The following is a 22,975-nucleotide window of genomic DNA, read 5'->3' as shown; positions in this document are numbered from 1 at the left end:
CGCATGCATCCTGCGTTTTCCGTCATCGCATTCACCACGCTGTCCGGCGCGGGCTACGGCCTGCTGCTGTGGGCCGGCGGCCTGATCCTGCTGCCGGCGTTGCAGGGGCGCGCGCCGGCCAACGGCGCCACCGTGTTGCTGTGGGGCGTGCTGCTGGTCCTTGGCCTGGTGCTGACCACCGCCGGCCTGCTCAGTTCGATGCTGCACCTGGGCAAGCCCGGCCGGGCGTGGCGCGCATTCTCGCAGTGGCGCACGTCATGGCTGTCGCGCGAGGGCGTGTTCGCGGTGGCGACGGCGCTGGTGGTGGTCGCGATGCTCGCGCTGCTCGGCGTGGGCATCGCCGGCGCGCTGCCGACCGGACTGTGGATCGCGATGCCGGCGCTCGCCGCGATCATGGTGCTGCTGTCGCTGTGCACGATCGCCAGCACGGCAATGATCTACGCCTCGCTCAAGCCCATTCCCGCGTGGCGGCACCCGCTCGTGCTGCCGGGATACTTCGTGTTCGCGATCCTCACCGGCTGGCTGGTGCTGATGGCGCTGGTGAACTGGAGCGCGCTGTCGGACGAAACGCTGGGCGTGATCCTGCTGGTGACCTTCGCCCTGGCGATCGTCGCCGGCGTGCTCAAGCTTGTGTACTGGCATCGCATCGACCGCCAGCCGCTCGGCGCGACGCGTGCCGACGCCGTCGGGCTGCCGGGACGCGAGGTAGACGTGTTCGAACGCCCGAACACGCAGGCCAACTACATCAACAAGGAAATGGGCCACGTGCTGGCGCGCAAGCACGCGCGGCCGCTGCGCTTCATCGCGCTGGTCCTGTTCGCGGCGGTGCCGATGGTGGCGTCGTGGCTGGCCTGGGCGAACCCTGAACTGGCCGGCCCGGTGTTCACGCTCGGCGCGCTGCTCGCGCTCGCCGGAACCCTGGTCGAACGCTGGCTGTTTTTCGCCCAGGCCCGGCACCTGGTCACGCTTTATTACTGAAGTCCCTGAATGGCAACGGTTTTTCGGATCCCTCCGATTTGCCTGTAAGCGGTTTCATGGGCAACATGGCCGCCTCTTCCCCGTTTACCCACGACGATGCTCGGTGTGCTCGGGCTCGCCCTGCTCGGCGGCCCCTTCGTGACATTGCCGATGCCGGTCACCCCCGGCGATCCGACGCTGATGGCCATTGCGAGCGATCCGGCGCAGATGCGGCTGTACTGCTTTTCCACGCGCTGCGGCGACGAGGAATGGCAGGTCGCGATGGCGGCTCCGATGCCGGTGGAATCCAACGGCGACACGCGCCATCGCCCGCTGCGGCTGCCCGGAAGCCAGCGCTACGCCTCGCTCAGCGCGCCGGCCACGCCGCGCGACAGCAAGGGGTCGTACTCCAACGACTTCCGCATCGGCACGCGCTACAGCGTGCAGGCGATGCGCGATGGCCCGACCCAGATCGGCCTCACGCTTGGCGCCGGTTATCGCCTGGCGCCGTTGTACGACGACGGCATCAACCAGCCCGGTCCCGTGTTGCGCGGTGAGCTCAACCTCGGCCAGAAGGTGGGCGAACGCGCGACGTGGACGCAGCACGTGCAGTTCGAGAGCGGTCGTGGCGAGGCCTTCGTGAAGCAGTCGGTGAGCTTCGACGTGAACCTCGCGCCGAACTGGACGCTGGAGAGCGATTTCGCCATCCGCCACGACACGCAGAGCGGCGGCGGCAAGGAAACGGCCGAAAGCAGCATCGAGCTGCGGCGCCGCTTCTAACGCGCGGTCTGGCGCCGGTCAGCCGGCCGGGTCGGGATTGGCGCCGAACACCGCCAGCAACAGCAGCACCAGCGCGATCGCAGCGATCAGCGCATGTCCGATCACCAGCCACGCGGGCAGCAGGCGTTGCCGCCACTTGTACGCAAGGCTCATGATCGCGCCGCCGCCTGCCGCCAGCAGGAACAGCACCAGCGCGAACAGCACCGTCGACGGCACGGCTTGCGTGCACAGCGCATAGACGACGAGCGTCAGGCCGGATGCAGCCAGCAGGCCATGCACCATCGCCAGCCACGCGGGCGGATTGTGTTTCGTCGCGAAACGGATGGCGGCCATGAGCAGGCCGCCCAGCGCGGTGATGACGAACAGGATCGATGCGGTCTGGAGCATGCCGAACTCCCGGTCTGGGCCGGGCACAGGCTAGGCCGCGACCGGTGAGCCGGCCGTGTCGGCGGTGTCGATGTGGCGTCACGAGGACGCGAGCACCCACAGTTCGGGTTCGACGGCCAAACCGGCGCGATTCCGGCGCCCGCCGGGACCGACGCGAATCAGTGCGACGCCGCGATCAGCTCGCCCGCACCCTGCGCCAGCAATTGCGCGGCGACGTCCCGACCGAGCACCTCCGGCGCGTGGCCAGCGCCCTCGCCCTGCGCACGCACGATCACGCCGTCGCTCGCCGAACCCACCAGCCCCGCCAGATGCAGCTGGCCGGCCTGCAGGCGCGCGAACGCCGCCACCGGCACGTGGCAGCTGCCGTGCAGTGCGCGGTTCATCGCGCGCTCGGCTTCGGCGCAGGTGCGCGTGTCCGCATCGTCGAGCCGCGCGCACAGCGCGCGCGTGGCGACATCGTCGTCGCGGCATTCGATCGCCACCGCGCCCTGCGCCGGTGCCGGCAGCCAGTGCGGCGCCTGCAGGCGATCGCGGATGCGATCGTCGAAGCCCAGTCGCTGCAGGCCCGCGCACGCGAGCACGATGGCGTCGTATTCGCCGGCGTCGAGCTTCGCCAGCCGCGTGTTGACGTTGCCGCGCAGGTCGGCCAGACGCAGGTCCGGCCGCAGCGCGCGCAGCTGCGCCTGCCGGCGCAGCGACGACGTGCCCACGCGCGCGCCTTCCGGCAAGGCGGCGATGTTCGCGAAGTGGTTGCTGACAAACGCGTCGGCGTAATCGGCACGCGTGAGGATCGCCGGCAGCATGAAGCCGGGTTCCAGCTCCATCGGCACGTCCTTGAGCGAATGCACGGCGCAATCGGCGTCGCCGCGCAGCATCGCCAGCTCCAGCTCCTTCAGGAACAGGCCCTTGCCGCCGATCGCCGCCAGCGAGCGGTCCAGTACTTCGTCGCCGCGGGTGCTCATCGGCACCAGTTCAACCGTCAGGCCGGGGTGCGCCGCGCGCAGGCGGTCGGCGACGTGCTCGCTCTGCCACAGGGCAAGCGGGCTCTTTCGGGTGGCGATGCGGAGCGTCTTCATCGCGACATTATCGCGGAAAGGCGCGAAGGCCTCACGGCCGTGGCAGCCCTTGTAGCCCGGACAAACGCGCACCCGGGCTACGGGAGCGGGCCTCAGAGGTGCTTGAGGGTTTCCTTCAGCCCCGCCACGCAGCGGCGGCTGACTTCCAGCGGCGCCTTGCCGTGGCGGAGCACGGCCTGCACGTGGCCGTCCGGCGCGCGTCGCAGCTCGACGATCTCGTGCCGCGCGACCAGGCAGTTGCGGTGGATGCGCACGAAGCGTTCGCCGAACTCGTCTTCCAGCGACTTCAGCGATTCCTCGATCAGGTCCTCGCCGCGCGCGTGGTGCACGACGACGTACTTCTCCTCGGCGTGGAGGTAATGCACGTCCTCGATCGGGATCAGGCGCAGGCTGCCGCGCAGGCGCGCGCACAGGTGGCTGCGGCGCTGGCCGACGGGCCCGGCGCCGTTGTCGCCGGTCTTCTCGCGACCCGCGGCGAAGGTGCGCACGCGCTCCAGCGCGGCGGCCAAGCGCTCGGCGCGCACCGGCTTGACGAGGTAGTCGATCGCCTCGGCCTCGAACGCCGACAGCGCGTGCGCGTCGTAGGCGGTGCAGAACACGACCGCCGGGCGCGGGTCGAAGGCGGCCAGGTGGCGCGCGGCTTCCAGGCCGTCGATGCCGGGCATTGCGATGTCCAGCAGCACCAGGTCGGGGCGGTGTTCGGCGCAAGCGTGCAACGCGTTCTGGCCGTCGGCCGCCTCGGCGACGACCTCGACGCCGCGCTGCTCGGCCAGCAATCCACGCAGGCGCTCGCGCGCCAGCGGTTCGTCATCGGCGATCACTACCCTCATCGGCGCGTCCATCCCCAGGCCGGCAGAGCCGTTCAGGGGGAGGATAGCCCCCGGCGGGGCCCGCTACCAATCGTCGGGAACGCCTAGGCCGCAAACCTGCGCGAAAGCCAGTCGCCCAGGTCGCGGATCTCGTCGGCGCAAACCTGGTGGGCCATCGGGTATTCATGCCATTCCAGGGCGAATCCCATCGCCTGCATGGCTTGAGAACTGCGCAAACCTATCGCCGCCGGGACCACCGGATCGAACTGCCCGTGCGCCATGAACAACGGCTGCGAGGTCGCCGCGGCCTGCAGCGCCGCGGCGGCGCTCGCGGGCACTTCGGGCAGGTAGGTGGACAGGCCGGCAAGGCCGGCGAGCGGCTCGCGCCGACGCAGTCCCGCCGACAGGGTGATGGCGCCGCCCTGGGAGAAGCCGATCAGCACGATGCGTTCGGACGGGATGCCGCGCTCGTTCTCGCGCGCGATCAGCGCTTCGACCTGCGCGACCGACTCGGCGACGCCTGCTTCGTCGGCGCGGTTCTTCGCCGCGTCGCGATGCAGCGCGTCGAAGTCGAAATGCACGATGTCGTACCACGCCCGCATGCGCATGCCGTTGTTGATCGTCACCGGGCGAACCGGCGCGTGCGGGAACACGAAGCGCAGCGCCGGCCAGTCGCGGCGCACCAGTTCCGGCACGATCGGCGCGAAGTCGTGGCCGTCGGCGCCTAGGCCGTGCAGCCAGAGGATCGTCCACGTCGGCGACGGTCCGGTTTCGAATTCGACGGTTTCCAGCAGCGGGGCGGCGGTAGTCATGCCCGCATTGTCGCCGCTGCGCCGCGACGCGCCAATCAGGTCTTCGGATCCGGCGGCAGGCGGAAGGTGACGGTGCGCGTGATGGTCACGCGACGCGGCGTCGGTTCGAACTGCCAGCGCGCGGCGGCAGCCAGCGCCGCCTGTTCGAACAGGCCTTCCGGCTGCGCCGACACGGTGCGCACGTCGGTGACGGTGCCGTCGGGCTGGATGGTGAAGGCCACCTGCACGCTGCCTTCGATGCGGCGATTGCGCGCGGCCAGCGGATATCGCGGCGCCGCGTCGCGGAGCAGACGCGGCATCGCGGCCGGTGCGGGTTCGGTACGTGCGATGGGTGCGGGCGGCGCGGCGTCCTTCGGCGCGACGGGAACCTCCGGCGCGACCGACAGAGGCGATGCAACCGGAACGGGCGACGGCGCACTCGGCGGAACCACGCGTGCAAGCGCGGGCGTCGGCGTCGGGGCGGGTGCGACGGGTACGGGCTTCGCGGCTTCGGCGATGCGCGCGCCTTCGTCGCGATCGGCGCGTTCCTGCGCCACGCGCAGCGATTCGCGCAGGCGCGGCAGGGCCGGCGCCTGCGTGTCCATGCGCGCAAGCAGCCCGATCAGGCGACGCGCTTCGTCCAACTGCTGCTGCGCGAGGGCCTGCTCGGTGGCGATCAGCACGTACGGCTGCAGTTCGGCGAGCGCAGCGCTCACGCCCGAATCGGGTTCGCGCTCGCGCAACGCGAGGTAGTACTCGACCGCGTTGTCGCCGGCCGGCGTGTGCAGCCGCTGTTCGCGAAGCGCGGCCTCGGCGCGCGCACGCAGCGGCTGCGTTTCCATCTGCTCCAGCACGGGCGCGGGCAGCGATCCGGCGTCGCCGGACGCCTCCTGCGCGACCGGTGCCTGCGTGCCCTCGCAACCGCCCAGCGCCAACATCAGCAAACCCGCACACGCCAGACCCACGCACCGCATCGCGCATTCCCCTGCAAAAAGCCGGCACAGGCTAGGCAGCGCATGTGACGGCTTCGCGGCAACGCGTGAAGCGCGCGCAATTGTGTATCGCCCGCGCTGGCGCGTACCCTGCGGCGATGGTCCGTGCCCCCGCCCTCGCCCACGCTGTCCGGCTGCTGCTGCTCGGCCTGCTGCTGTGCGGCGTGGTGCTGAAGCCGTCGCTGGCGATCGCCGAGGAAATGCACGAGCTGCTCGCGCACGCCGCGCTCGTCGGCGATGGGCACACGCACCCCGAAGGACATGGCGTCGTCACCTCGCCCGCGACGGCGGACGGCGACCGCCAGCCGCACGACGACAGCCACCTCCACCTCACCCATTGCTGCGGACAGCAGGCCGCCGTGCTGCCGCGGCTGGAGTTCGCGCTCCCGCGGATCCACCGCGATTCGCCGCTGCCGGCGCAGACCGTCGCGTTCGCGCCCACCACGCACGCGGCCCCGTTCCGTCCTCCGATCCAGGCCTGACCGTCCTGCCGGCTCAATGCCGGCGTTCCGTCATTCCCCTATCGGAGCCATTCCATGTTTTCGCGACTCGCGGCGCCTGCCGCGCTTGTCGCCGTGCTCGTTGCGGCATCGCCCGCACGGGCCGGCGACCGATTGACCCTGGACGACGCGTTCGCACGCGTCGCCGCCTTCCATCCCGACCTCCGCCTGCCCGCACTGCGCGGCCAAGCGCGCGCGGCCGAACTCGACGAGGCCGCGCAACGCCCCGCCCTTCGCGCGGGCGTGGAGGTCGAAAACGCCCTCGGCACGGGCGACTACGCCGGCGTCGATGCGGCCGAACTCACGCTGAGCCTGGCCTCCGTGCTCGAACGCGGCGGCAAGCGCGACGCACGCATCGCGCTCGCGCAGGGCCGCATCGACGCGCTCGCGCCCGAACGCGAAGCCGCCCGCCTGGACCTGCTGGCCGAAACCGCACGCCGTTACCTCGACGTGGTCGGTGCACGCCATCGGCGCGACCTGGCCGATGCCGACATCGCGCAACGCAGGCGCACCGTCGTCGCCGCGCGTCAGCGCTTCCAGGCCGGCGCATCGCCGGAATCGGTCGTGCTTACGGCGCAGGCGGCCCTGGCGCGCGCCGAACTCGACCAGCGCCGTGCCACGCACATGATGGACGCCGCCCGCCAGCACCTGGCCGCGCTGTGGGGCGAACGCGAGCCGCGCTTCGAACCGGCGGCCGACGACGCGCTCGCGCTGCCCGCCATTCCCGATTTCGACGCACTGGCGACCCTGCTCGACCGCACGCCGGAACTCGTTCGCTTCGCCGACGAACGCCGCATCGGCGAAGCGCGCCTGCAACTCGCGCGTTCGCAGGCGAAGGCGGACCTCGACTGGCAAGTCGGCGTACGCGCCTTCAACGACAGCGACGACGCGGCGCTGGTCGCAAGCGTGTCGATGCCGCTGTCCGGCTCGCGACGCGCGCAGCCGCAGATCCGCGCGGCCCAGGCGGAACTGGCGCTGCTGGACATCGAACGCGAATCGCGCGGGCTTTCGCTCTATTCGACCCTGGTGGACGCGCACGGGCGGTATCGCGTCGCGCAGCTGGAAGTGCTGCGCCTGCGCGACGACATCCTGCCCGCGCTCGCGCGCGCCGAAGCGGCCGCCGAGCGCGCGTATCGCGCCGGCGCGATCAGCTACCTCGAATGGGCGCAACTGCAGTCCGAGCGCGCGGCGCTCGCGCGCCAGCAACTCGACACCGCGCTCGACGCACGACGCGCCCTCATCGAAATCCAGCGACTGACCGGCGAGGCCTTCGTGCAGCCGGCTGCGCGCACCCACACGGGAGCCTCGCCGTGAAGATCGGACTGACTGCTGCCCTCCTCGCGCTGGCGCTCGCCGGCTGCGGGAGTTCCGGACCGGACACCGGCCACGACCACGCCGACGGCGCCGACGCCGCGCATGCGGACGCGCAGGCGCGCGGCGAACACGGCGGCCGCCTGCTGCGGCAGGACGACATCGCCGTCGAACTCGCCATCGCCGAAGACGGCACGCCGCCCAGGTACGAAGCCTGGCTGTATCGCGACGACAAGCCGCTGCCGGCGAAGGCGGGCGAAGTCGATATCGTCCTCACGCGACTGGGCGGCGTGCGCGAAACGCATGCGCTCCGCGCGCGGCGCGATGGCCGGCTGCTGGCCGACACCGTCGTCGGCGAGCCGCATTCGTTCGATGTCGCGGTGACCGCACGCATCGACGGCCGCACCTTGCGCTGGACGTTCCCCAGCTTTGAGGGCCGCACCGTCATCGCCGCGGATGTAGCCCGCGAATCGGGCATCCGCGTGGCGAAAGCCGGGCCGGGCGTGATCGCCGACGAGCACGAAGTGCAGGGCCTGCTGACGCCGGTGGAAGGACGCGTCGCCAGCGCGATGGCGCGATTCCCGGGGCCGATCCGCGCCTTGCGTGCCAACGTTGGCGACACGGTGCGCGCGGGCCAGCCGCTTGCGAGCATCGAAAGCAATCTGAGCCTGTCGACGTACACCGTCGCCGCGCCCATTTCCGGCGTGGTGCTCTCGCGCAACGCCGCGATCGGCGCGGTGGTCGGCGAAGGCGCGCCGCTGTTCGAGATCGCCGATCTGTCGACGCTTTGGGTGGACCTGCACGTGTTCGGCGCCGACGCCACGCACCTGCGCGCCGGCGTGCCGGTGACGGTGACCCGCATGAGCGACGGCGTGCAGGCGCAGACGACGCTGGAACGCGTGCTGCCCGGCACGGCTACCGCCAGCCAGAGCACGGTCGCGCGCGCGACGCTCGCCAACGCCGACGGCCTGTGGCGGCCCGGCTCGGCCGTCAGCGCGAAGGTCACCGTGGCGCGGCAACCGGTCGCGCTGGCGTTGCCGTTGTCGGCGTTGCAGCGGTTCCGCGACTGGGACGTCGCCTTCGTCCGCGTCGGCGATACGTACGAAGTGCGCCCGCTCGAACTCGGGCGACGCGACGCCACGCAGGTCGAGGTCGTGTCGGGCCTGCGCGCCGGGGACGAGGTCGTGGTCGAACAGAGCTACCTGGTGAAGGCGGACATCGAGAAGGCGGGGGCGTCGCATGACCACTGACACCGGCCTGCTCGAACGACTCATCCGGTTCGCCATCGGCCATCGCTGGCTGATGATGGCGCTGACCGCCGCGCTCGTCGCGCTCGGCGTGTGGAGCTTCCAGCGCCTGCCCATCGACGCGACGCCCGACATCACCAACGTGCAGGTGCAGATCAACACGCAGGCGCCGGGGTATTCGCCGCTGGAAGCCGAACAGCGCGTGACCTTCCCCATCGAAACCGCGCTCGCCGGACTGCCGAAGCTGGACTACACGCGCTCGCTGTCGCGCTACGGGTTGTCGCAGGTCACCGTGGTGTTCAAGGACGGCACCGACCTGTTCTTCGCGCGGCAGCAGGTGGCCGAACGCCTGCAACAGGCGAAGTCGCAATTGCCGGAAGGCCTGGCGCCGGAAATGGGCCCCATCGCGACCGGGCTGGGCGAGATCTTCATGTACACGGTCGAAGCCGACCCCGCCGCGCGCAAACCCGATGGCGCGCCGTGGACCGCGACCGACCTGCGCACGCTGCAGGACTGGGTCGTGCGGCCGCAACTGCGCAACACGCCCGGCGTGACGGAAGTGAACACCATCGGCGGGTACGCGCGGCAGATCCACATCACGCCCGATCCCGCGCGGCTGGTCGCGCTGGGCTTCGGCCTGCGCGACGTGGTGGCGGCCGTCGCGTCGAACAACCGCAACGTCGGCGCGGGCTACATCGAACGCAACGGCCAGCAGTTCCTGGTGCGCGTTCCGGGCCAGGTTGCGGACCTGGACGCGATACGCGACATCGTGCTCGACCGCCGCGACGGCGTGCCGATCCGCGTGCGCGACGTCGCGCAGGTCGAGGAAGGCCCGGAGCTGCGCAACGGCGCGGCGACGCAAGACGGCCGCGAGGTCGTGCTCGGCACGGTGTTCATGCTGGTCGGTGCGAACAGCCGCGATGTCGCGCAGGCCGCGGCGGCGAAGGTCGAATCCGCCAACGCGAGCCTGCCCGCGGGCGTGCGCGCGCATGCCGTGTACGACCGCACCGCGCTGGTCGACCGCACCATCGCGACGGTGCGCAGGAACCTCGTCGAAGGCGCGCTGCTGGTCGTCGTCGTGCTGTTCCTGCTGCTGGGCAACCTGCGCGCGGCGCTGATCACCGCCGCGGTGATCCCGCTGTCGATGCTGTTCACCGTCACCGGCATGGTGCGCGGCGGCGTCTCGGGCAACCTGATGAGCCTGGGCGCGCTGGATTTCGGCCTGATCGTCGACGGCGCGGTGATCATCGTGGAGAACTGCCTGCGCCGGTTCGGGCAGGCGCAGCACGCCCTCGCGCGCGAACTCACCGACGAGGAACGCTTCGACCTCACCGCATCGGCCACGGCGGAAGTGATCCGCCCGAGTCTGTTTGGCCTGGGCATCATCGCGGCGGTGTACCTGCCGATCTTCGCCCTCACCGGGATCGAGGGAAAGATGTTCCACCCGATGGCGATCACCGTCGTGCTGGCGCTCACGGGCGCGATGCTGCTCTCGCTGACGTTCGTGCCGGCGGCGATCGCGCTGTGCCTGCGCGGCCGCGTTGCGGAGAAGGAAAGCCGGGCGATCGCGTGGACGCAGCGTCGTTACCGCCCTGCGTTAGCGTGGTCGCTGTCGCATCGCGGCGTGGTGATCGGCGCGGCGGCGGTGCTCGTCGCCGGGTGCGCGCTGCTGGCGACGCGGCTGGGGTCGGAGTTCATCCCCGGCCTCGACGAAGGCGACGTCACCGTGCACGCGATGCGCATTCCGGGCACCAGCCTGGGGCAGGCGGTCACGATGCAGGCGCAGCTGGAACGCAGCTTCCGCGCGATGCCGGAGGTCGAACGCGTCTTCAGCAAGATCGGCACCGCGGAAATCGCCAACGACCCGATGCCGCCGTCGGTCACCGACACCTACGTGATGCTCAAGCCGCGCGACGCGTGGCCCGATCCGCGCAAGCCGCGCGCCCGGCTGCTCGCCGAGATGGAAGCGGTCGCGCAACGCCTGCCGGGCAACAACTACGAGTTCACCCAGCCGATCCAGATGCGCATGAACGAGCTGATTTCCGGCGTTCGCGCGGATGTCGCGGTGAAGGTTTACGGCGACGACCTCGACACGCTGGTGCGCGTGGCGCGCGACGTCGAAGCGGTGATGAACACCGTGCCCGGCGCCAGCGACGTGAAGAGCGAACAGGCCACCGGCCTGCCGCTGCTGTCGATCGCGCCCGACCGTCGCGCGCTGGCCGGGTACGGGCTCAATCCCGGCGACGTGCAGGACACGGTGGCCACCGCGATCGGCGGCGAAGTGGCGGGGCAGCTGTTCGAAGGCGACCGCCGCTTCGACATCGTCGTGCGCCTTCCCGAAGCGTTGCGCTCCGATCCCGCGCGCCTGGCCGATCTGCCCATCCCGCTGCGCGAGGACGGCAACGCCGACGAATCCAGTGCGGATGCGACGTGGGCGTCGGGCGCGCCCCGTACGGTACCGTTGCGCGAAGTGGCGAAGATCGAGACGGTGCTCGGGCCCAACCAGATCAACCGCGAGGACGGGAAGCGTCGCGTCGTCGTGACCGCGAACGTGCGCGATCGCGACCTGGGCGGCTTCGTCGACGAACTGCAGCAGCGGCTGCAGCGTGAGGTCACGCTGCCGGCCGGCTATTGGCTCGGCTACGGCGGCACATTCGAGCAGCTGATCTCCGCCAGCCAGCGCCTCGCGGTGGTGGTCCCGGTCACGCTGGTGGTCATCCTCGCACTGCTGTTCTGGGCCTTCGGGTCGGCGAAGGATGCCGCGCTCGTGTTCAGCGGCGTGCCGCTGGCGCTGACCGGCGGGGTGATCGCGCTCGCGCTGCGCGGGATTGCGTTGTCGATATCGGCCGGCGTCGGCTTCATCGCGCTGTCGGGCGTGGCGGTGCTCAACGGACTGGTGCTGGTGAGTTTCATCCGGCGTCTGCGTGAGGACGGTCTGCCGTTACGCGAGGCGATCGTCGACGGTGCGCTCGGCCGCCTGCGCCCGGTGCTGATGACGGCGCTGGTGGCGTCGCTGGGCTTCGTGCCGATGGCGCTCAACGTCGGCGCGGGCTCGGAAGTGCAGCGGCCGCTGGCGACGGTGGTGATCGGCGGCATCGTGTCCTCGACGCTGCTCACGCTGCTGGTGCTGCCCGCGCTGTATGCGTGGGCGCACCGGCGGAAGGTGATGTGACGGTGCCCCGGGTGCGCTGCACTTGCCCGGGCTACCCGAGCACCGCACCCGTGCGGCGATCCATCGTGCTCCAATCACGCGCCGGCCTCCGCACATCGCCCATCCTAGCCGCATGGACCTTCCGTCGATCTCCGCCGTGATTCCGAGCGCGATGCCGCCCGGCGGCGCGCGCGCCGTGCTCGACGCCTCCGTCGACGCAGTGCGGCGCGGCGTCCCCGCGACGCTCGCGCTCGTGCTGGAAACCAGCGGCTCGACCTACGTGCGCGCCGGCGCGATGGCGTTGTTCGACGGCGACGGGACGCAGGTCGGCTGGCTCAGCGGCGGGTGCCTGGAGCCGGAAATCGCCCGGCGCGCGCAGGACGCCGCGCGCGGGCGACGCCTCGATTTCATGGAAATCGACACGCGTTTCGACGAAGACCTGCTGTCGGGCTCGGCCGTCGGTTGCCGCGGGCGCCTGCGCCTCGCGCTGCTGCCGCTCGCCGCGCTCGGCGACTGGCCCGCGCGCATCGCGGCGTGGCGCGACGGCGCGGCGCTGCATGTGTGCGTGCATCGCGACGGCGCGCTCGACATTGCAACCCGCGACGACACGACGACGCATCGCCTCGCCGTGCTCGATCCCGCCTGGACCGACGCGCCATCGCGCTGGACGCTGGACGTGCCGCCGGCGCCGTCGGTGATCGTGTTCGGTGCGGGTCCGGAAACGCCGTTCCTGCTGCCGATGCTGCGCGCGCTCGGCGCGACGACGACGCTGGTCGAACGTCGCCCGCGCTGGAGCGCCGCCGGCGCGCTCGCCGACCACGCGCCGGACCTGACGCCGACGCAGGCGCTGCTCGCGGCCACGCGGCGGCACGACGTCGCGCTGGTGATGCACCACAACTTCGAACTCGACCGCGAGGCGCTGCACGCGTTGGCGTCCGCGCCGATCGGTTTCGTCGGCCTGCTCGGGCCGGTGCGGCGTCGCGACGACCTGTTCCGCGTGCTGCCTCCGCCGTCGCGCGACGCGCTGCTGCCGCGCCTGCATTCGCCCGTCGGCCTGCACCTGGGCGGCAGCGGCCCGGAAGCGATCGCGCTGAGCATCGCCGCGCAGCTGCAGCGCCACCTCCACGGCGTGCCGGCATGAGCGCGCCCGCATGAAGCACACGGCCATCGTCCTCGCCGCCGGCGGCAGCACGCGGCTGGGGCGGCCGAAACAACTGCTCACGCGCGATGGCGAAGCGCTGGTGCATCGCGCGGTGCGACTGGCGACGGCCACGCATCCGGCGCGACTGGTGGTGGTCACCGGCGCGTACGAACGCGACGTCGCGGGGGCGCTGCAGGTGATCGCGATCGACCACCGGCTGGAAGTCATCGGCAATCCGGACTGGACGCGCGGGCTCTCCACCAGCCTCGCCGCGGCGGCGAACGCGCTGCAGGGCGTCGAGGCGCCGGCGCTGATCCTGGTGTGCGATCAACCCGCGCTGGAGGAACACCACCTGCGTGCGCTGCTCGACGGCGCCGCGCATTCGCCCGTCGGTTGCGCGGCGACGCGGCATGGCGAACGCCTCGGCGTGCCGGCGGTGGTCGATGCGCGGCTGCTGGACGAGGCGCGCGCGTTGCGCGGCGATGCGGGTTTCGGCGCGCGGCTGAGCACGCTGGACGGCGTGTGGACGCTGGATGCGCCCGAACTCGCGCTGGACCTGGATACGCCGGACGACGTGGCCGACGCCGTATCGCGCGGCTGGCTGGACGCAGCCAGAAACGAGTAAAGGCAGGAATCAGAAGTGGGCGGGCAATGGCCCGCGCTCACTGCTCACTCCTGCCTTCACCCGGTACTGCCTTCAAGAGGATGCGGCGGCCTTTTGCGCGCGCCGCATCCTGCGCGGTGATCAGGCCGCGGCGTCCTTCAGCTTCTTCAGCGGACGGACCTTGACCTTCACCGTGGCCGGCTTGGCAGCGAACCACTGCTCTTCCTTGGTGAACGGGTTGATGCCCTTGCGCTTCGGCTTGGCAGCAACGCTGACGGCGGTGATCTTCAGCAGGCCCGGCAGGGTGAACGCACCCGCGCCCTTCTTGCTGATGGACGCGTGCACGGCGCCTTCCAGCGCGGCCAGCACGTTGCGGACGTCCTTGGCGACCACGCCCGTCGTTTCCGACAGGTGCGCGACCAGACCCGACTTGGACAGCACTTCCTTGATCGGCTTCGGAGCGGCCGGCTTGGCAGCGGCCTTCTTCGGGGCGGCCTTCTTTGCCACTTTCTTCGTCTTCGCCATATGTGTCTCGTGATACTCGAATGGTTGATGGATGCCCGTAAACCGCAGCTAGGCAAGCGGAATGTAGGGCAACACAAACGCTGCGCCAAGTGGTTTTTCACGAAAAAGTGCGGGAATTCGGCCAGTTTGGCGATCCGGCCGCTTGGCGGGCGTCGGCATGGTGCTTGGATGTGCGGTTTTCGACGCGCTGCGTCACCGATCCGCGAGCGACGCCGCCTCGCGCGCGAGGCGTTCCACGCGCGCCCAGTCGCCCTCGCGCAACGCATCGGCTGGCGTCAGCCACGAACCGCCCAGGCAGGCGACGTTCGCCCGACGCAGGTAGTCGCCGGCGCGCGCGGCATCGATGCCGCCCGTCGGACAGAAGCTCGCCTGCGCGAACGGGCCGCGCCAGGCGTCGATCAGTTCGAGCGCGTTGATCGGTTCGGCCGGAAACACCTTGAGCAGCCGATGGCCCGCGGCGAGTGCCGCCATGACCTCGCTGCCGGTCGCCACGCCGGGCAGGTAGGCGATTTCCAGCTCGACCGCGGCGTCGAGCAGTTCGCGCGTGCTGCCGGGCGACACGGCGAACGCCGCGCCGATGTCCTTCAGCCGGCGCAGTTGCTCCACCTCGAGCACGGTGCCGGCGCCGATGCGCATGTCGGGCATCTCGCGCACGAGCGCGGCGACCGCGCCCATCGCGACCGGCGTGCGCAGGGTGACTTCGATCGCGCCGATGCCGCCGGCCTGCAGCGCGCGCGCCACGTTGCGCGCTTCCTCGACGCTGGCCGGCGTGTACACGGGCATGATGCGGTGCCCGTGCAGCACGGCGCGTGCGTCAACGGCGGACATGGAAGCCGGCCTGCGAGGTGACGTCGTGGATTTCCTGCGCGCTGGCCAGGCAGAAATCGCCCGGGATCGAATGCTTGAGCACGGCCGCGCCGAGGCCGAAATGCAGCACTTCCGCGGGCGCCATGCCCTGGATGAGCCCGTGCAGCACGCCGCCGGCGAACGCATCGCCGGTCCCGATGCGGTCGACGATGCCGTCGAGCGCGTAATCGGGCGCGCGGCGACGCGAGCCGTCGCGTTCGACCATCACCGCCGACAGCGTGTGCCGGTCGACACTGTGCTGCGTGCGCAGCGTGCAGGTGAGCCAGCGCAGGTTCGGCAACGCGGCGAATGCGCGCGTGGCGGCTTCGGCGACGGCCTGCTCGCCTTCGGAATGCACGCGTTCGCCGAGCACGATGGCGATGTCGCGGTGGTCGGCGAAGACGATGTCGGCCTGTTCGAAGATCTGGCGCAGCAGCCCGGCGGCGTCGCCATCCCACGCCTGCCACAGCTTGCCGCGGAAGTTGCCGTCGAAGGACACCTTGACCCCGAGGCGTCGCGCCGCGCGCGCGGCGTCGATCGTCGCCTGCGCGGTCGCCAGGCCCAGCGCCGGGCTCACGCCGGACAGGTGCAGCCATGAAGCGCCGTCGAGCAGCGCGTCCCAGTCGTAGTCGGCGTTGCGCACGAACGCCGAATAGGCGCGGTCGTACAGCACTTCGCTCGGGCGCTGCATCGCGCCGTGCGAAAGGAAATACAGGCCCATGCGCCCTTCCGACGCGCGCGTCGCGCGCGTGTCCACGCCATGGCGGCGCAGTTCCGCGACGGCCGCGGCGCCCAGCGCGTTGTCGGCGACGGTCGACACCATCGCCGCGTCGTGGCCCAGCTGCGCGAGCAGCACCGCGACGTTGGCCTCGGCGCCGCCGATGTGCACGTCCAGCGACGGCGATTGCAGCACGCGCTCGCGGCCGGGCGCGGACAGGCGCAGCAGCAGCTCACCGAAACAGACCACGCGGCTCACGCCGTGCTCCCCACTACGCCGCTCATTGCGCTCATTGCCTTCCCCATGGAATCCAAACGCGACGATTCTGCCTGCTCCCCGGCCCGTCCCGCCTTACAGCGACCGGGCTCCGGCGGGCTCATGGCGCACCGCAGCATGCGGACGGCCGACTCAGGTGCTAGGGTTTTGACCATCGGTGTCATTTCGCCGACCGGAACACGATAGCAAGCACCGTAAGCCAGTCAACAAGCACCTTTGAGCTGTAGTGCCATATGGGAGGGGAGAACCTATGCAATTTCAGCGTGGACCAAAAAAGACACCGGTTACCTTGCTGGCCGCCTCGATCGGCCTCGCGCTGCAGCTGAGCGCCGCGAGCGCCCTCGCGCAGGACGCCGCGGCCAGCGCATCCACTGCACCGGCCACCACCACCGCCGCCGCGCCCGCCGCGGATGCACCGCCGACCGAACTGGACACGGTCACGGTCACCGGCTTCCGCGGCGCGCTGGAAAAAGCGCTGGACAAGAAGCGCAGCGAGATCGGCGTGGTCGATGCGATCGTCGCCGAGGACATTGCCGACTTCCCGGACCTCAACCTCGCCGAATCGCTGCAGCGCATACCCGGCGTGTCGATCTCGCGCGATGCCGGTGAAGGCCGCAACATCTCCGTGCGCGGCCTGGACAGCCAGTTCACCCGCGTGCGCATCAACGGCATGGAGGCGCTGACCACCACCGGCGGCACCGACAGCTCCGGCGGCGCGAACCGCGGCCGCGGCTTCGACTTCAACGTCTTCGCCTCCGAACTGTTCAACAGCATCACCGTGCGCAAGACCTCCTCGGCCGACATCGAGGAAGGCGCGCTCGGCGCGACGGTCGACCTGCAGACCGCGCGTCCGTTCGACTACGACGGCTTCACCTTCGTCACCGGCGCGCAGCTGGGCTACAACGACCTCGCGTCCGACCTGGATCCGCGCGCGACCATGCTGATCAGCAACACCTGGGCCGACAACCGTTTCGGCGCGCTGCTCTCGGTGGCCTACACCAAGCGCCGCCTGCTCGAGGAAGGCCACAGCACCGTGCGCTGGGACAACGGCACCAGCAGCGGCGGCTTCGCCGGCACGCCGGCGGCCGAATCGACCAGCGTCTTCCACCCGCGCATCCCGCGCTACGGCGTGATGGAGCACGAGCAGGAGCGCCTGGGCGTCACCGCGTCGCTGCAGTTCGATCCGACCGACAAGACCTCGCTCGGCCTGGACGTGATGTACGCCGACCTCGACGCCACGCGCACCGAGAACTTCCTCAACGGCCTGTCGTTCAGCCGTGGCGCGTGCGCCACGGGCAACGCCGGCGCCGCGTGCCGCGCGGCCGGCGCCAGCGGCAAGCCGGAAACGGTGGTGCTGGAAAGCGTGGTCGACGAACGCGGCAACCTGGTCTACGGCCGTTTCAACAACGTCGACGTGCGCTCCGAAGCGCGCTACGACGAGCTGGAAACCAAGTTCACCCAGTTCAACTTCTACGCCGACCACGAGCTCACCGACGACTTCAAGCTGCATTTCGAAGGCGGCCGCGCGAAGTCCGAGTTCGAGAACCCCATCCAGACGACCATCACGCTGGATCGCACCAACGCGCAGAACTACACCTGGGATTACCGCAACAACGATCGCCTGCCGGTCATCACCAACGGCTTCGACGTGAACGACCCGGCGCAGTGGGCGTTCATCAACGGCGTGTCGGAAATCCGCCTGCGCCCGCAGTACGCCGACAACACCATCGACAACGTGTCGCTGGGCATGTCGTGGGCGCTGACCGACAGCTTCACGCTGAAGGGCGGCGGTCAGTTCAAGGAATACACGTTCCAGTCGCGCGAGGAACGCCGCGCGTCCGAGCTTGTCGTCCCCGCGCTGCCGGCCGGCTCGTCCATGGCCGACTTCACCCGCACGATCCAGCTGGAAGACATCGGCAACGTCGGCGACGGCCGCTGGCTGATCCCCGACATCGACGCGTTCAACCGCGCGTTCGACATCTACAGCGACACCGGCATCTTCGCCGTCAGCAACCAGGTGGCCTCGGTGCTGGGCAACAACCGCACCGTGACCGAGCGCGACCAGGGCTTCTGGCTGCAAGGCGACTTCACCACGCAGATCGGCTCGCTTCCGCTGAGCGGCAACTTCGGCGTGCGCCAGGTCACCACGCGGCAGAGTTCCACCGGCTGGTCCACCGTGGGCGGCCAACCCGTGCTGACCACCGTCGAACGCAGCTACGAAGACACGCTGCCGTCGCTGAACCTCGTCGCCGACGTGACGCCGGACTTCCTGATCCGCTTCGCCGCAGCGAAGGTGATGGCGCGCCCCGGCCTGGGCAACCTGACGCCGGGCGTGACGGTGAACGTCTCCGGCGGTAATCGCGTCGTGAACGGCGGCAACCCGCTGCTCGATCCGTTCCGCGCGAAGACCGCGGACCTGTCGTTCGAGTGGTACTTCGCCGAGGAATCGCTGCTCGCGCTGGGCCTGTTCTACAAGGACATCGACAGCTTCGTGCAGACCTCGCGCGAAACGCGGCCGTACTCGACCTCCGGGCTGCCAGCGAGCCTGCTCGACGGCACCGGCGCGACGGTGAACGACGACTTCCAGTTCAACATCCCGCTAAACACCCCGGGCGGTCCGCTGAAGGGCCTGGAATTCACCTACCAGCAGCCGTTCGTGTTCCTGCCCGGCTTCTGGAGCGACTTCGGCGTGCAGCTGAACTACACCTACGTCGATTCGAAGATCCAGTACATGACCGCGGCCGGCGCGACCTCGCTGCGCACGGACCTGACGGGACTTTCGAAGAACGCCTACAACGCGACGCTCTATTACGAAGGCGACAAGTTCAGCGCGCGCGTGTCGGCGGCGTATCGCGACGACTACCTGACCACCGTGCCGGGCCGCAACAACAACGACGTGGAAGGCACGGCCGAAACGCTGACCATCGACATGTCGGCGTCGTACCGGATCAACGACCACTTCGAACTGACGCTGGAAGGCCTGAACCTGACCGACGAATTCCAGGACCAGTGGGTCGATTCGATCGGCGATCGCGCCTCGGTCTACCACCACACCGGGCGCCAGTACTTCCTCGGCGCGCGTTACAAGTTCTGACGGATGGGCGATGGAGAATGGGTGGGAGCGCAGGCTCCCACCCTTTCTTTTCAGCACGGGCCCGCAACACCTGCATCGCCGTCCCTGCGAAGCCGGGAACCCATGGCGGCATACATCACGTAATCGAACGTCCCGGGCGCGTCGGATAGAAGCATTCCGACGCCGCCGAAGCGAGCAACCGCACCAAGACGCAGCACCAGCAGGTTCACGTTCCCCGTTCCTCACCCAAGGAGCCGCAACGATGAGCGTCCGCACCACCTTCGCCACCCTCACCTTCGCGCTGCCGCTGCTCGCGCATGCGGCCCAGGATCCCGCGCGACAGACCATCGCACCGGACGACGGCTGGGCATCGCACCCCACCGCCGCCTTGCCCTACGGCACCACCGGCGGTTCCGCGGCCGATGACGCGCACGTGTTCACCGTGTCCGACCGCAACGCACTCGTGGCCGCGCTGAATTTCCCCGACGCCACGCCGAAGATCGTCCGCATCGAAGGCATGATCGATGCGAACGTCGATGCGACCGGCCAACCGCTCACCTGCGCCGACTACGCCCGCCCGGATCCGCAGACCGGCGAGCTGTACTCGCTGGACGCGTTCCTCGCCGCCTACGACCCGGCGACCTGGGGACGCGTGAATCCCAACGGCCCGCAGGAGCGTGCACGCGCGGCGTCCGCTTCGGCGCAGCAGGCCCGCGTGCGCATCCGCGTGCCCGCCAACACCACGATCATCGGCGCGAACCACGGCGACGGGCTGCGCGGCGCGTGGCTCGACATCCGCCCCGGTTCGACCACCGGCAACCAGCCGATGAACGTCATCGTGCGCAACCTGGTGCTGGTCGACAGCGCCGACTGCTTCCCGCAGTGGTCGCCGACCGACGGCGCCGACGGCAACTGGAACGCGCTGTACGACGCGATTTCGGTGCGCAACGCGACGCACGTGTGGATCGACCATAACGCGATGCTCGACGTCGCCACGCGCGACGAAGATGCGCCGACGTATTTCGGCCGTCTCTACCAGCGCCACGACGGTCTGGTCGACGTCACCAACGAATCGGACTTCGTCACCGTGTCATGGAACCTGATGGCGAACCACGACAAGGCGATGCTGATCGGCTCGTCCGACAGCGCCGTTGCCGATCGCGACAAGCTGCGCGTGACGCTGCACCACAACCTCTTCCACGACCTCGGCCAGCGCGTGCCGCGCGTGCGCTACGGCCAGGTGCACGTGTTCAACAACCAGTACACGCTGACCGCCGATGGCGCGCAGACGTATGCGTACAGCTGGGGCGCGGGCATCGAATCGAAGATCTTCGCGCAGAACAACCACTTCGTCGTGCCGTCGGCGGTGACGCCGGATCTGTTCGCCGAGCGATTCAACGGCACCGCGCTGCATGACGAAGGCACGATGCGCAACGGGGTCTCCAAGCACGCGCGCGTGGACGTGGTCGATGCGTACAACGCGGCCAACCCGGTGCCGCTGTCGAACGACGTGGGCTGGACGCCGACGCTGTATCGGCGCATCGACCCGACCGTTGTGGTGCCGATCTCGGTGGTGCTGGGGGCGGGGCCGTTCAAGTGACGTCGAGTGCGACCTTCGCGCAGCGTCGTCGCTTCCTGCACGCTTCGCTCCTCCCGCCCGCCCTGCTGCTGTTACCCCCTCCCCTGCTTGCAGGGGAGGGTTGGGGAGGGGTCGCGAAGCCGCAAGGCGGCGAGCTCGGCGCTGGCGCGCCTCACAACCTCCTCCCAGCCTCCCCCTGCGAGCAGGGGGAGGGGAGCTGCTTCGACGTGGTCGTTGCCAAGACGCCTCGCGAAGGCACGCCGACCTTCGCCAGCATCGGAGATGCCCTCGCCGCAGCGCCCTCGAACAGTGCCAGGCCCCACCGCATCCTCATCACCCGCGGCCGCTGGCACGAGAAGCTCGTCATCGACAAACCGAACATCCATCTCATCGGCGAAGACCGCGCGGGCAGCGTGCTCACCTTCGACGCCGCCGCCGGCATGGCGCGCCCCGACGGCGAGCCGTGGGGCACGTGGGGCTGCGCGAGCGTCACCGTGCGCGCGCCGGATTTCCGCGCCGCGAACCTCACCATCGAGAACGCCTTCGATTACGTCGGCAATCTCGCGACGCCGAAGTTCGAGCCCGTCGGGCCGAACGCCGCGCAGGCGGTGGCGCTGATGCTCGATGCCGGCTCCGATCGGGCGTCGTTCGAGCGCGTGGATTTCATCGGCCACCAGGACACGCTGTTCGCCGACGCCGGGCGCAGCGCCTTTCGCGATTGCCGCATCAGCGGGAGCGTCGATTTCATCTTCGGCGGCGGCAATGCGCTGTTCGAGCAGTGCGAACTGCATTCGCGCTTCCGCCCGGGCAAGGAACGGCAGGGTTACGTCGCGGTGCCGTGCACGCCGTCGGCGCAGGCGTACGGCCTGACGTTCGTGCGTTGCCGGCTGACGCGCGACGCGGAGATTCCCGACGGAACCGTCGCGCTCGGCCGCGCATGGCGGCCGGGTCGCACGTTTCCCGACGGCAAGTACGGCGACCCGGACGCCGTCGGCGCCGCGGTGTACCTGGACTGCTGGATGGAGGCGCACATCGATGCGCGCGGCTGGGACGAGATGGGCTACACCGCGCGCGACGGCCGCCGCGTGATGCTGCCGCCCGGCGATGCGCGCCTGTTCGAGCACGCGAGCCGCGGGCCGGGCGCGCATCGCTCCGATTCGCGCCGGCTTCTCACGAACGAGCGCGCGCGCGCCTACTCGCGGGAACGCGTGCTCGACGGATGGCAGCGGGGCTGATCGCTTGCCATCGCCATCATGTAGCACGGCATCACATCACATCGTCATCCCGGCGAACGCCGGGACCCAGGCCAGCAGCTTCGGACGACTTCGATGCTCAAACCGCTTTTCACGGCACTGGTGTCGTTCGCACTGCTCGCACCCGCTCGCGCAGCACCGCCGGTCACCATCCACCTCGCCGGCGATTCGACGATGTCGGTCAAGCGCGCGGAAAAGCGCCCGGAAACCGGCTGGGGCGAGTTCCTCGCCGAGCAGTTCCCGCCGGGCACGGTCGTCGTCGACAACCGCGCGATGAACGGCCGCAGCACGCGCACCTTCCTGTCCGAGGGCCGGTGGGACGCCTTGCTGGAATCGACGAAGCCGGGCGACATCGTGCTCATCCAGTTCGGCCACAACGATCAGTCGATCGAGAAGCCGGACCGCTACACGCCGCCGGCGGATTACGCGCGCAACCTTGGGCGTTTCGTCGCCGACGTGCGCACGAAGCACGCGACACCGGTGCTGCTCACGCCCGTGGCGCGGCGGCGCTTCGACGACGAGGGGCGGCTGGTGCCGAGCCATGGCGGGTATCCGGACCTCGTGCGCGCGCTCGCCGCACGCGAGGGCGTCGCGTTGATCGACATGGAGCGGCGCAGTTCGGCCGTGCTGCAGGAGGCGGGCGTCGAGGCATCCAAGGCCCTGTTCCTGTGGCTTTCGCCTGGCGAACACGCGAACTATCCGCAGGGCGTGCAGGACAGCACGCATTTCTCGCCGAAGGGCGCGGCGCGGATGGCGCGGGAGTTCGCAGCGGCGTGGCGGGAGTTGGGGATCGTGTTGCCGGCGGATGCGGCAAGTGGAGCGCCGCTGTAGCCGTTGTAGTCCGGGTAAGCGAAGCGCACCCGGGGGCGCGATCGCTTCTCCGCCCCGGGTGCGCTTCGCTTACCCGGGCTACAAACGCGGAGCGTGTCGCTGTCGCCGTCGAAAGGAAGGCCATGAAG

21 protein-coding genes are annotated in these 22,975 nt (G+C 70.1%); 12 read left to right on the top strand and 9 right to left on the bottom strand.

The genetic code is table 11. The annotated features are described in order from the left end of the window. Positions 1 to 3 precede the first annotated feature (3 nt). The gene (locus tag LA521A_RS02215; protein ID WP_281780762.1) at positions 4 to 978 is read left to right on the top strand and encodes a dimethyl sulfoxide reductase anchor subunit family protein; all 975 of its coding nucleotides are present in this window, start codon (positions 4 to 6) and stop codon (positions 976 to 978) included. 105 nt (positions 979 to 1,083) lie between these two features. Next, complete coding sequence (locus LA521A_RS02210; RefSeq protein ID WP_281780761.1) at positions 1,084 to 1,737, top strand: DUF481 domain-containing protein; 654 nt, start codon at positions 1,084 to 1,086, stop codon at positions 1,735 to 1,737. 18 nt (positions 1,738 to 1,755) lie between these two features. Here LA521A_RS02210 and LA521A_RS02205 read toward each other — a convergent pair whose 3' ends face one another. The 5 genes from LA521A_RS02205 to LA521A_RS02185 form a co-directional block, all read right to left on the bottom strand. Further along, the gene (locus LA521A_RS02205; RefSeq protein ID WP_281780760.1) at positions 1,756 to 2,124 is read right to left on the bottom strand and encodes a hypothetical protein; all 369 of its coding nucleotides are present in this window, start codon (positions 2,122 to 2,124) and stop codon (positions 1,756 to 1,758) included. A gap of 158 nt (positions 2,125 to 2,282) precedes the next feature. Then, positions 2,283 to 3,200, bottom strand: coding sequence for a hydroxymethylbilane synthase (hemC, locus tag LA521A_RS02200; RefSeq protein ID WP_281780759.1), 918 nt, complete (start codon positions 3,198 to 3,200; stop codon positions 2,283 to 2,285). A 92-nt stretch (positions 3,201 to 3,292) separates the two neighbouring features. Next, a complete protein-coding gene (locus tag LA521A_RS02195; protein ID WP_281780758.1) occupies positions 3,293 to 4,030 on the bottom strand; it encodes a LytR/AlgR family response regulator transcription factor in 738 nt (245 codons plus the stop codon). An 83-nt stretch (positions 4,031 to 4,113) separates the two neighbouring features. After that, positions 4,114 to 4,821: an alpha/beta hydrolase gene (locus LA521A_RS02190; RefSeq protein ID WP_281780757.1), complete on the bottom strand. Its 708-nt coding sequence runs from the start codon at positions 4,819 to 4,821 to the stop codon at positions 4,114 to 4,116. A 35-nt stretch (positions 4,822 to 4,856) separates the two neighbouring features. Beyond that, complete coding sequence (locus LA521A_RS02185) at positions 4,857 to 5,738, bottom strand: energy transducer TonB (protein ID WP_281780756.1); 882 nt, start codon at positions 5,736 to 5,738, stop codon at positions 4,857 to 4,859. A gap of 152 nt (positions 5,739 to 5,890) precedes the next feature. On the opposite strand from LA521A_RS02185, the gene LA521A_RS02180 reads away from it, so the two are divergent. The 6 genes from LA521A_RS02180 to LA521A_RS02155 all read left to right on the top strand — a co-directional run bounded on the left by LA521A_RS02180 (position 5,891) and on the right by LA521A_RS02155 (position 13,767). After that, entirely contained in the window at positions 5,891 to 6,274 is a 384-nt protein-coding gene (locus LA521A_RS02180) for a hypothetical protein (RefSeq protein WP_281780755.1), read from the top strand. A gap of 54 nt (positions 6,275 to 6,328) precedes the next feature. Beyond that, the gene (locus LA521A_RS02175; RefSeq protein WP_281780754.1) at positions 6,329 to 7,606 is read left to right on the top strand and encodes a TolC family protein; all 1,278 of its coding nucleotides are present in this window, start codon (positions 6,329 to 6,331) and stop codon (positions 7,604 to 7,606) included. Continuing rightward, on the top strand, positions 7,603 to 8,853 hold the full coding sequence (locus tag LA521A_RS02170) for an efflux RND transporter periplasmic adaptor subunit (RefSeq protein ID WP_281780753.1): 1,251 nt from the start codon (positions 7,603 to 7,605) through the stop codon (positions 8,851 to 8,853). Before LA521A_RS02175 ends, LA521A_RS02170 begins: the two co-directional genes overlap by 4 nt. A 7-nt stretch (positions 8,854 to 8,860) precedes the next feature. Next, on the top strand, positions 8,861 to 12,022 hold the full coding sequence (locus LA521A_RS02165) for an efflux RND transporter permease subunit (protein WP_281782163.1): 3,162 nt from the start codon (positions 8,861 to 8,863) through the stop codon (positions 12,020 to 12,022). A 112-nt stretch (positions 12,023 to 12,134) separates the two neighbouring features. Continuing rightward, entirely contained in the window at positions 12,135 to 13,142 is a 1,008-nt protein-coding gene (locus LA521A_RS02160; protein ID WP_281780752.1) for an XdhC family protein, read from the top strand. A 10-nt stretch (positions 13,143 to 13,152) separates the two neighbouring features. Then, complete coding sequence (locus tag LA521A_RS02155) at positions 13,153 to 13,767, top strand: nucleotidyltransferase family protein (protein WP_281780751.1); 615 nt, start codon at positions 13,153 to 13,155, stop codon at positions 13,765 to 13,767. Positions 13,768 to 13,887: 120 nt separating this feature from the next. Here LA521A_RS02155 and LA521A_RS02150 read toward each other — a convergent pair whose 3' ends face one another. The 3 genes from LA521A_RS02150 to LA521A_RS02140 all read right to left on the bottom strand — a co-directional run bounded on the left by LA521A_RS02150 (position 13,888) and on the right by LA521A_RS02140 (position 16,093). Beyond that, entirely contained in the window at positions 13,888 to 14,271 is a 384-nt protein-coding gene (locus LA521A_RS02150; RefSeq protein ID WP_281780750.1) for an HU family DNA-binding protein, read from the bottom strand. Between the two features lie 192 nt (positions 14,272 to 14,463). Further along, entirely contained in the window at positions 14,464 to 15,099 is a 636-nt protein-coding gene (eda, locus tag LA521A_RS02145; protein WP_281780749.1) for a bifunctional 4-hydroxy-2-oxoglutarate aldolase/2-dehydro-3-deoxy-phosphogluconate aldolase, read from the bottom strand. Then, positions 15,086 to 16,093: a sugar kinase gene (locus tag LA521A_RS02140; RefSeq protein ID WP_281780748.1), complete on the bottom strand. Its 1,008-nt coding sequence runs from the start codon at positions 16,091 to 16,093 to the stop codon at positions 15,086 to 15,088. The genes eda and LA521A_RS02140 overlap by 14 nt, the downstream gene beginning before the upstream one ends. A 268-nt stretch (positions 16,094 to 16,361) precedes the next feature. On the opposite strand from LA521A_RS02140, the gene LA521A_RS02135 reads away from it, so the two are divergent. After that, the gene (locus LA521A_RS02135; protein ID WP_281780747.1) at positions 16,362 to 19,205 is read left to right on the top strand and encodes a TonB-dependent receptor; all 2,844 of its coding nucleotides are present in this window, start codon (positions 16,362 to 16,364) and stop codon (positions 19,203 to 19,205) included. Between the two features lie 50 nt (positions 19,206 to 19,255). Here LA521A_RS02135 and LA521A_RS02130 read toward each other — a convergent pair whose 3' ends face one another. Continuing rightward, positions 19,256 to 19,414 (bottom strand): hypothetical protein, encoded by a 159-nt coding sequence (locus LA521A_RS02130; RefSeq protein ID WP_281780746.1) that lies wholly within the window; start codon positions 19,412 to 19,414, stop codon positions 19,256 to 19,258. 32 nt (positions 19,415 to 19,446) lie between these two features. Between LA521A_RS02130 and LA521A_RS02125 the strand changes: the two genes are divergently transcribed. The 3 genes from LA521A_RS02125 to LA521A_RS02115 all read left to right on the top strand — a co-directional run bounded on the left by LA521A_RS02125 (position 19,447) and on the right by LA521A_RS02115 (position 22,847). After that, positions 19,447 to 20,784 carry a pectate lyase family protein gene (locus LA521A_RS02125; RefSeq protein ID WP_281780745.1) on the top strand — a complete coding sequence of 446 codons (1,338 nt, stop codon included), beginning with the start codon at positions 19,447 to 19,449 and terminating at the stop codon, positions 20,782 to 20,784. A gap of 206 nt (positions 20,785 to 20,990) precedes the next feature. Then, positions 20,991 to 21,998 (top strand): pectinesterase family protein, encoded by a 1,008-nt coding sequence (locus tag LA521A_RS02120; RefSeq protein ID WP_281780744.1) that lies wholly within the window; start codon positions 20,991 to 20,993, stop codon positions 21,996 to 21,998. A 93-nt stretch (positions 21,999 to 22,091) separates the two neighbouring features. Then, a complete protein-coding gene (locus LA521A_RS02115) occupies positions 22,092 to 22,847 on the top strand; it encodes a rhamnogalacturonan acetylesterase (protein WP_281780743.1) in 756 nt (251 codons plus the stop codon). Positions 22,848 to 22,975 lie beyond the last annotated feature (128 nt).

It is taken from the genome of Lysobacter auxotrophicus, assembly GCF_027924565.1.
Taxonomy (GTDB): Bacteria; Pseudomonadota; Gammaproteobacteria; order Xanthomonadales; family Xanthomonadaceae; genus Lysobacter_J; species Lysobacter_J auxotrophicus.
Note: the sequence above shows the minus strand (reverse complement) of the source record. Positions and strands in the feature narration are given on the sequence as shown.

What these genes read in the sequence shown, in the direction of transcription:
- LA521A_RS02215 (WP_281780762.1), top strand. Translation starts at nt 4, where the DNA reads ATGCATCCTGCGTTTTCCGTCATCGCATTCACCACGCTGTCCGGCGCG.
- LA521A_RS02205 (WP_281780760.1), bottom strand. Translation starts at nt 2,124, where the DNA reads ATGCTCCAGACCGCATCGATCCTGTTCGTCATCACCGCGCTGGGCGGC.
- hemC (WP_281780759.1), bottom strand. Translation starts at nt 3,200, where the DNA reads ATGAAGACGCTCCGCATCGCCACCCGAAAGAGCCCGCTTGCCCTGTGG.
- LA521A_RS02195 (WP_281780758.1), bottom strand. Translation starts at nt 4,030, where the DNA reads ATGAGGGTAGTGATCGCCGATGACGAACCGCTGGCGCGCGAGCGCCTG.
- LA521A_RS02190 (WP_281780757.1), bottom strand. Translation starts at nt 4,821, where the DNA reads ATGACTACCGCCGCCCCGCTGCTGGAAACCGTCGAATTCGAAACCGGA.
- LA521A_RS02185 (WP_281780756.1), bottom strand. Translation starts at nt 5,738, where the DNA reads ATGTTGGCGCTGGGCGGTTGCGAGGGCACGCAGGCACCGGTCGCGCAG.
- LA521A_RS02180 (WP_281780755.1), top strand. Translation starts at nt 5,891, where the DNA reads ATGGTCCGTGCCCCCGCCCTCGCCCACGCTGTCCGGCTGCTGCTGCTC.
- LA521A_RS02175 (WP_281780754.1), top strand. Translation starts at nt 6,329, where the DNA reads ATGTTTTCGCGACTCGCGGCGCCTGCCGCGCTTGTCGCCGTGCTCGTT.
- LA521A_RS02160 (WP_281780752.1), top strand. Translation starts at nt 12,135, where the DNA reads ATGGACCTTCCGTCGATCTCCGCCGTGATTCCGAGCGCGATGCCGCCC.
- LA521A_RS02155 (WP_281780751.1), top strand. Translation starts at nt 13,153, where the DNA reads ATGAAGCACACGGCCATCGTCCTCGCCGCCGGCGGCAGCACGCGGCTG.
- LA521A_RS02150 (WP_281780750.1), bottom strand. Translation starts at nt 14,271, where the DNA reads ATGGCGAAGACGAAGAAAGTGGCAAAGAAGGCCGCCCCGAAGAAGGCC.
- eda (WP_281780749.1), bottom strand. Translation starts at nt 15,099, where the DNA reads ATGTCCGCCGTTGACGCACGCGCCGTGCTGCACGGGCACCGCATCATG.
- LA521A_RS02135 (WP_281780747.1), top strand. Translation starts at nt 16,362, where the DNA reads ATGCAATTTCAGCGTGGACCAAAAAAGACACCGGTTACCTTGCTGGCC.
- LA521A_RS02125 (WP_281780745.1), top strand. Translation starts at nt 19,447, where the DNA reads ATGAGCGTCCGCACCACCTTCGCCACCCTCACCTTCGCGCTGCCGCTG.
- LA521A_RS02115 (WP_281780743.1), top strand. Translation starts at nt 22,092, where the DNA reads ATGCTCAAACCGCTTTTCACGGCACTGGTGTCGTTCGCACTGCTCGCA.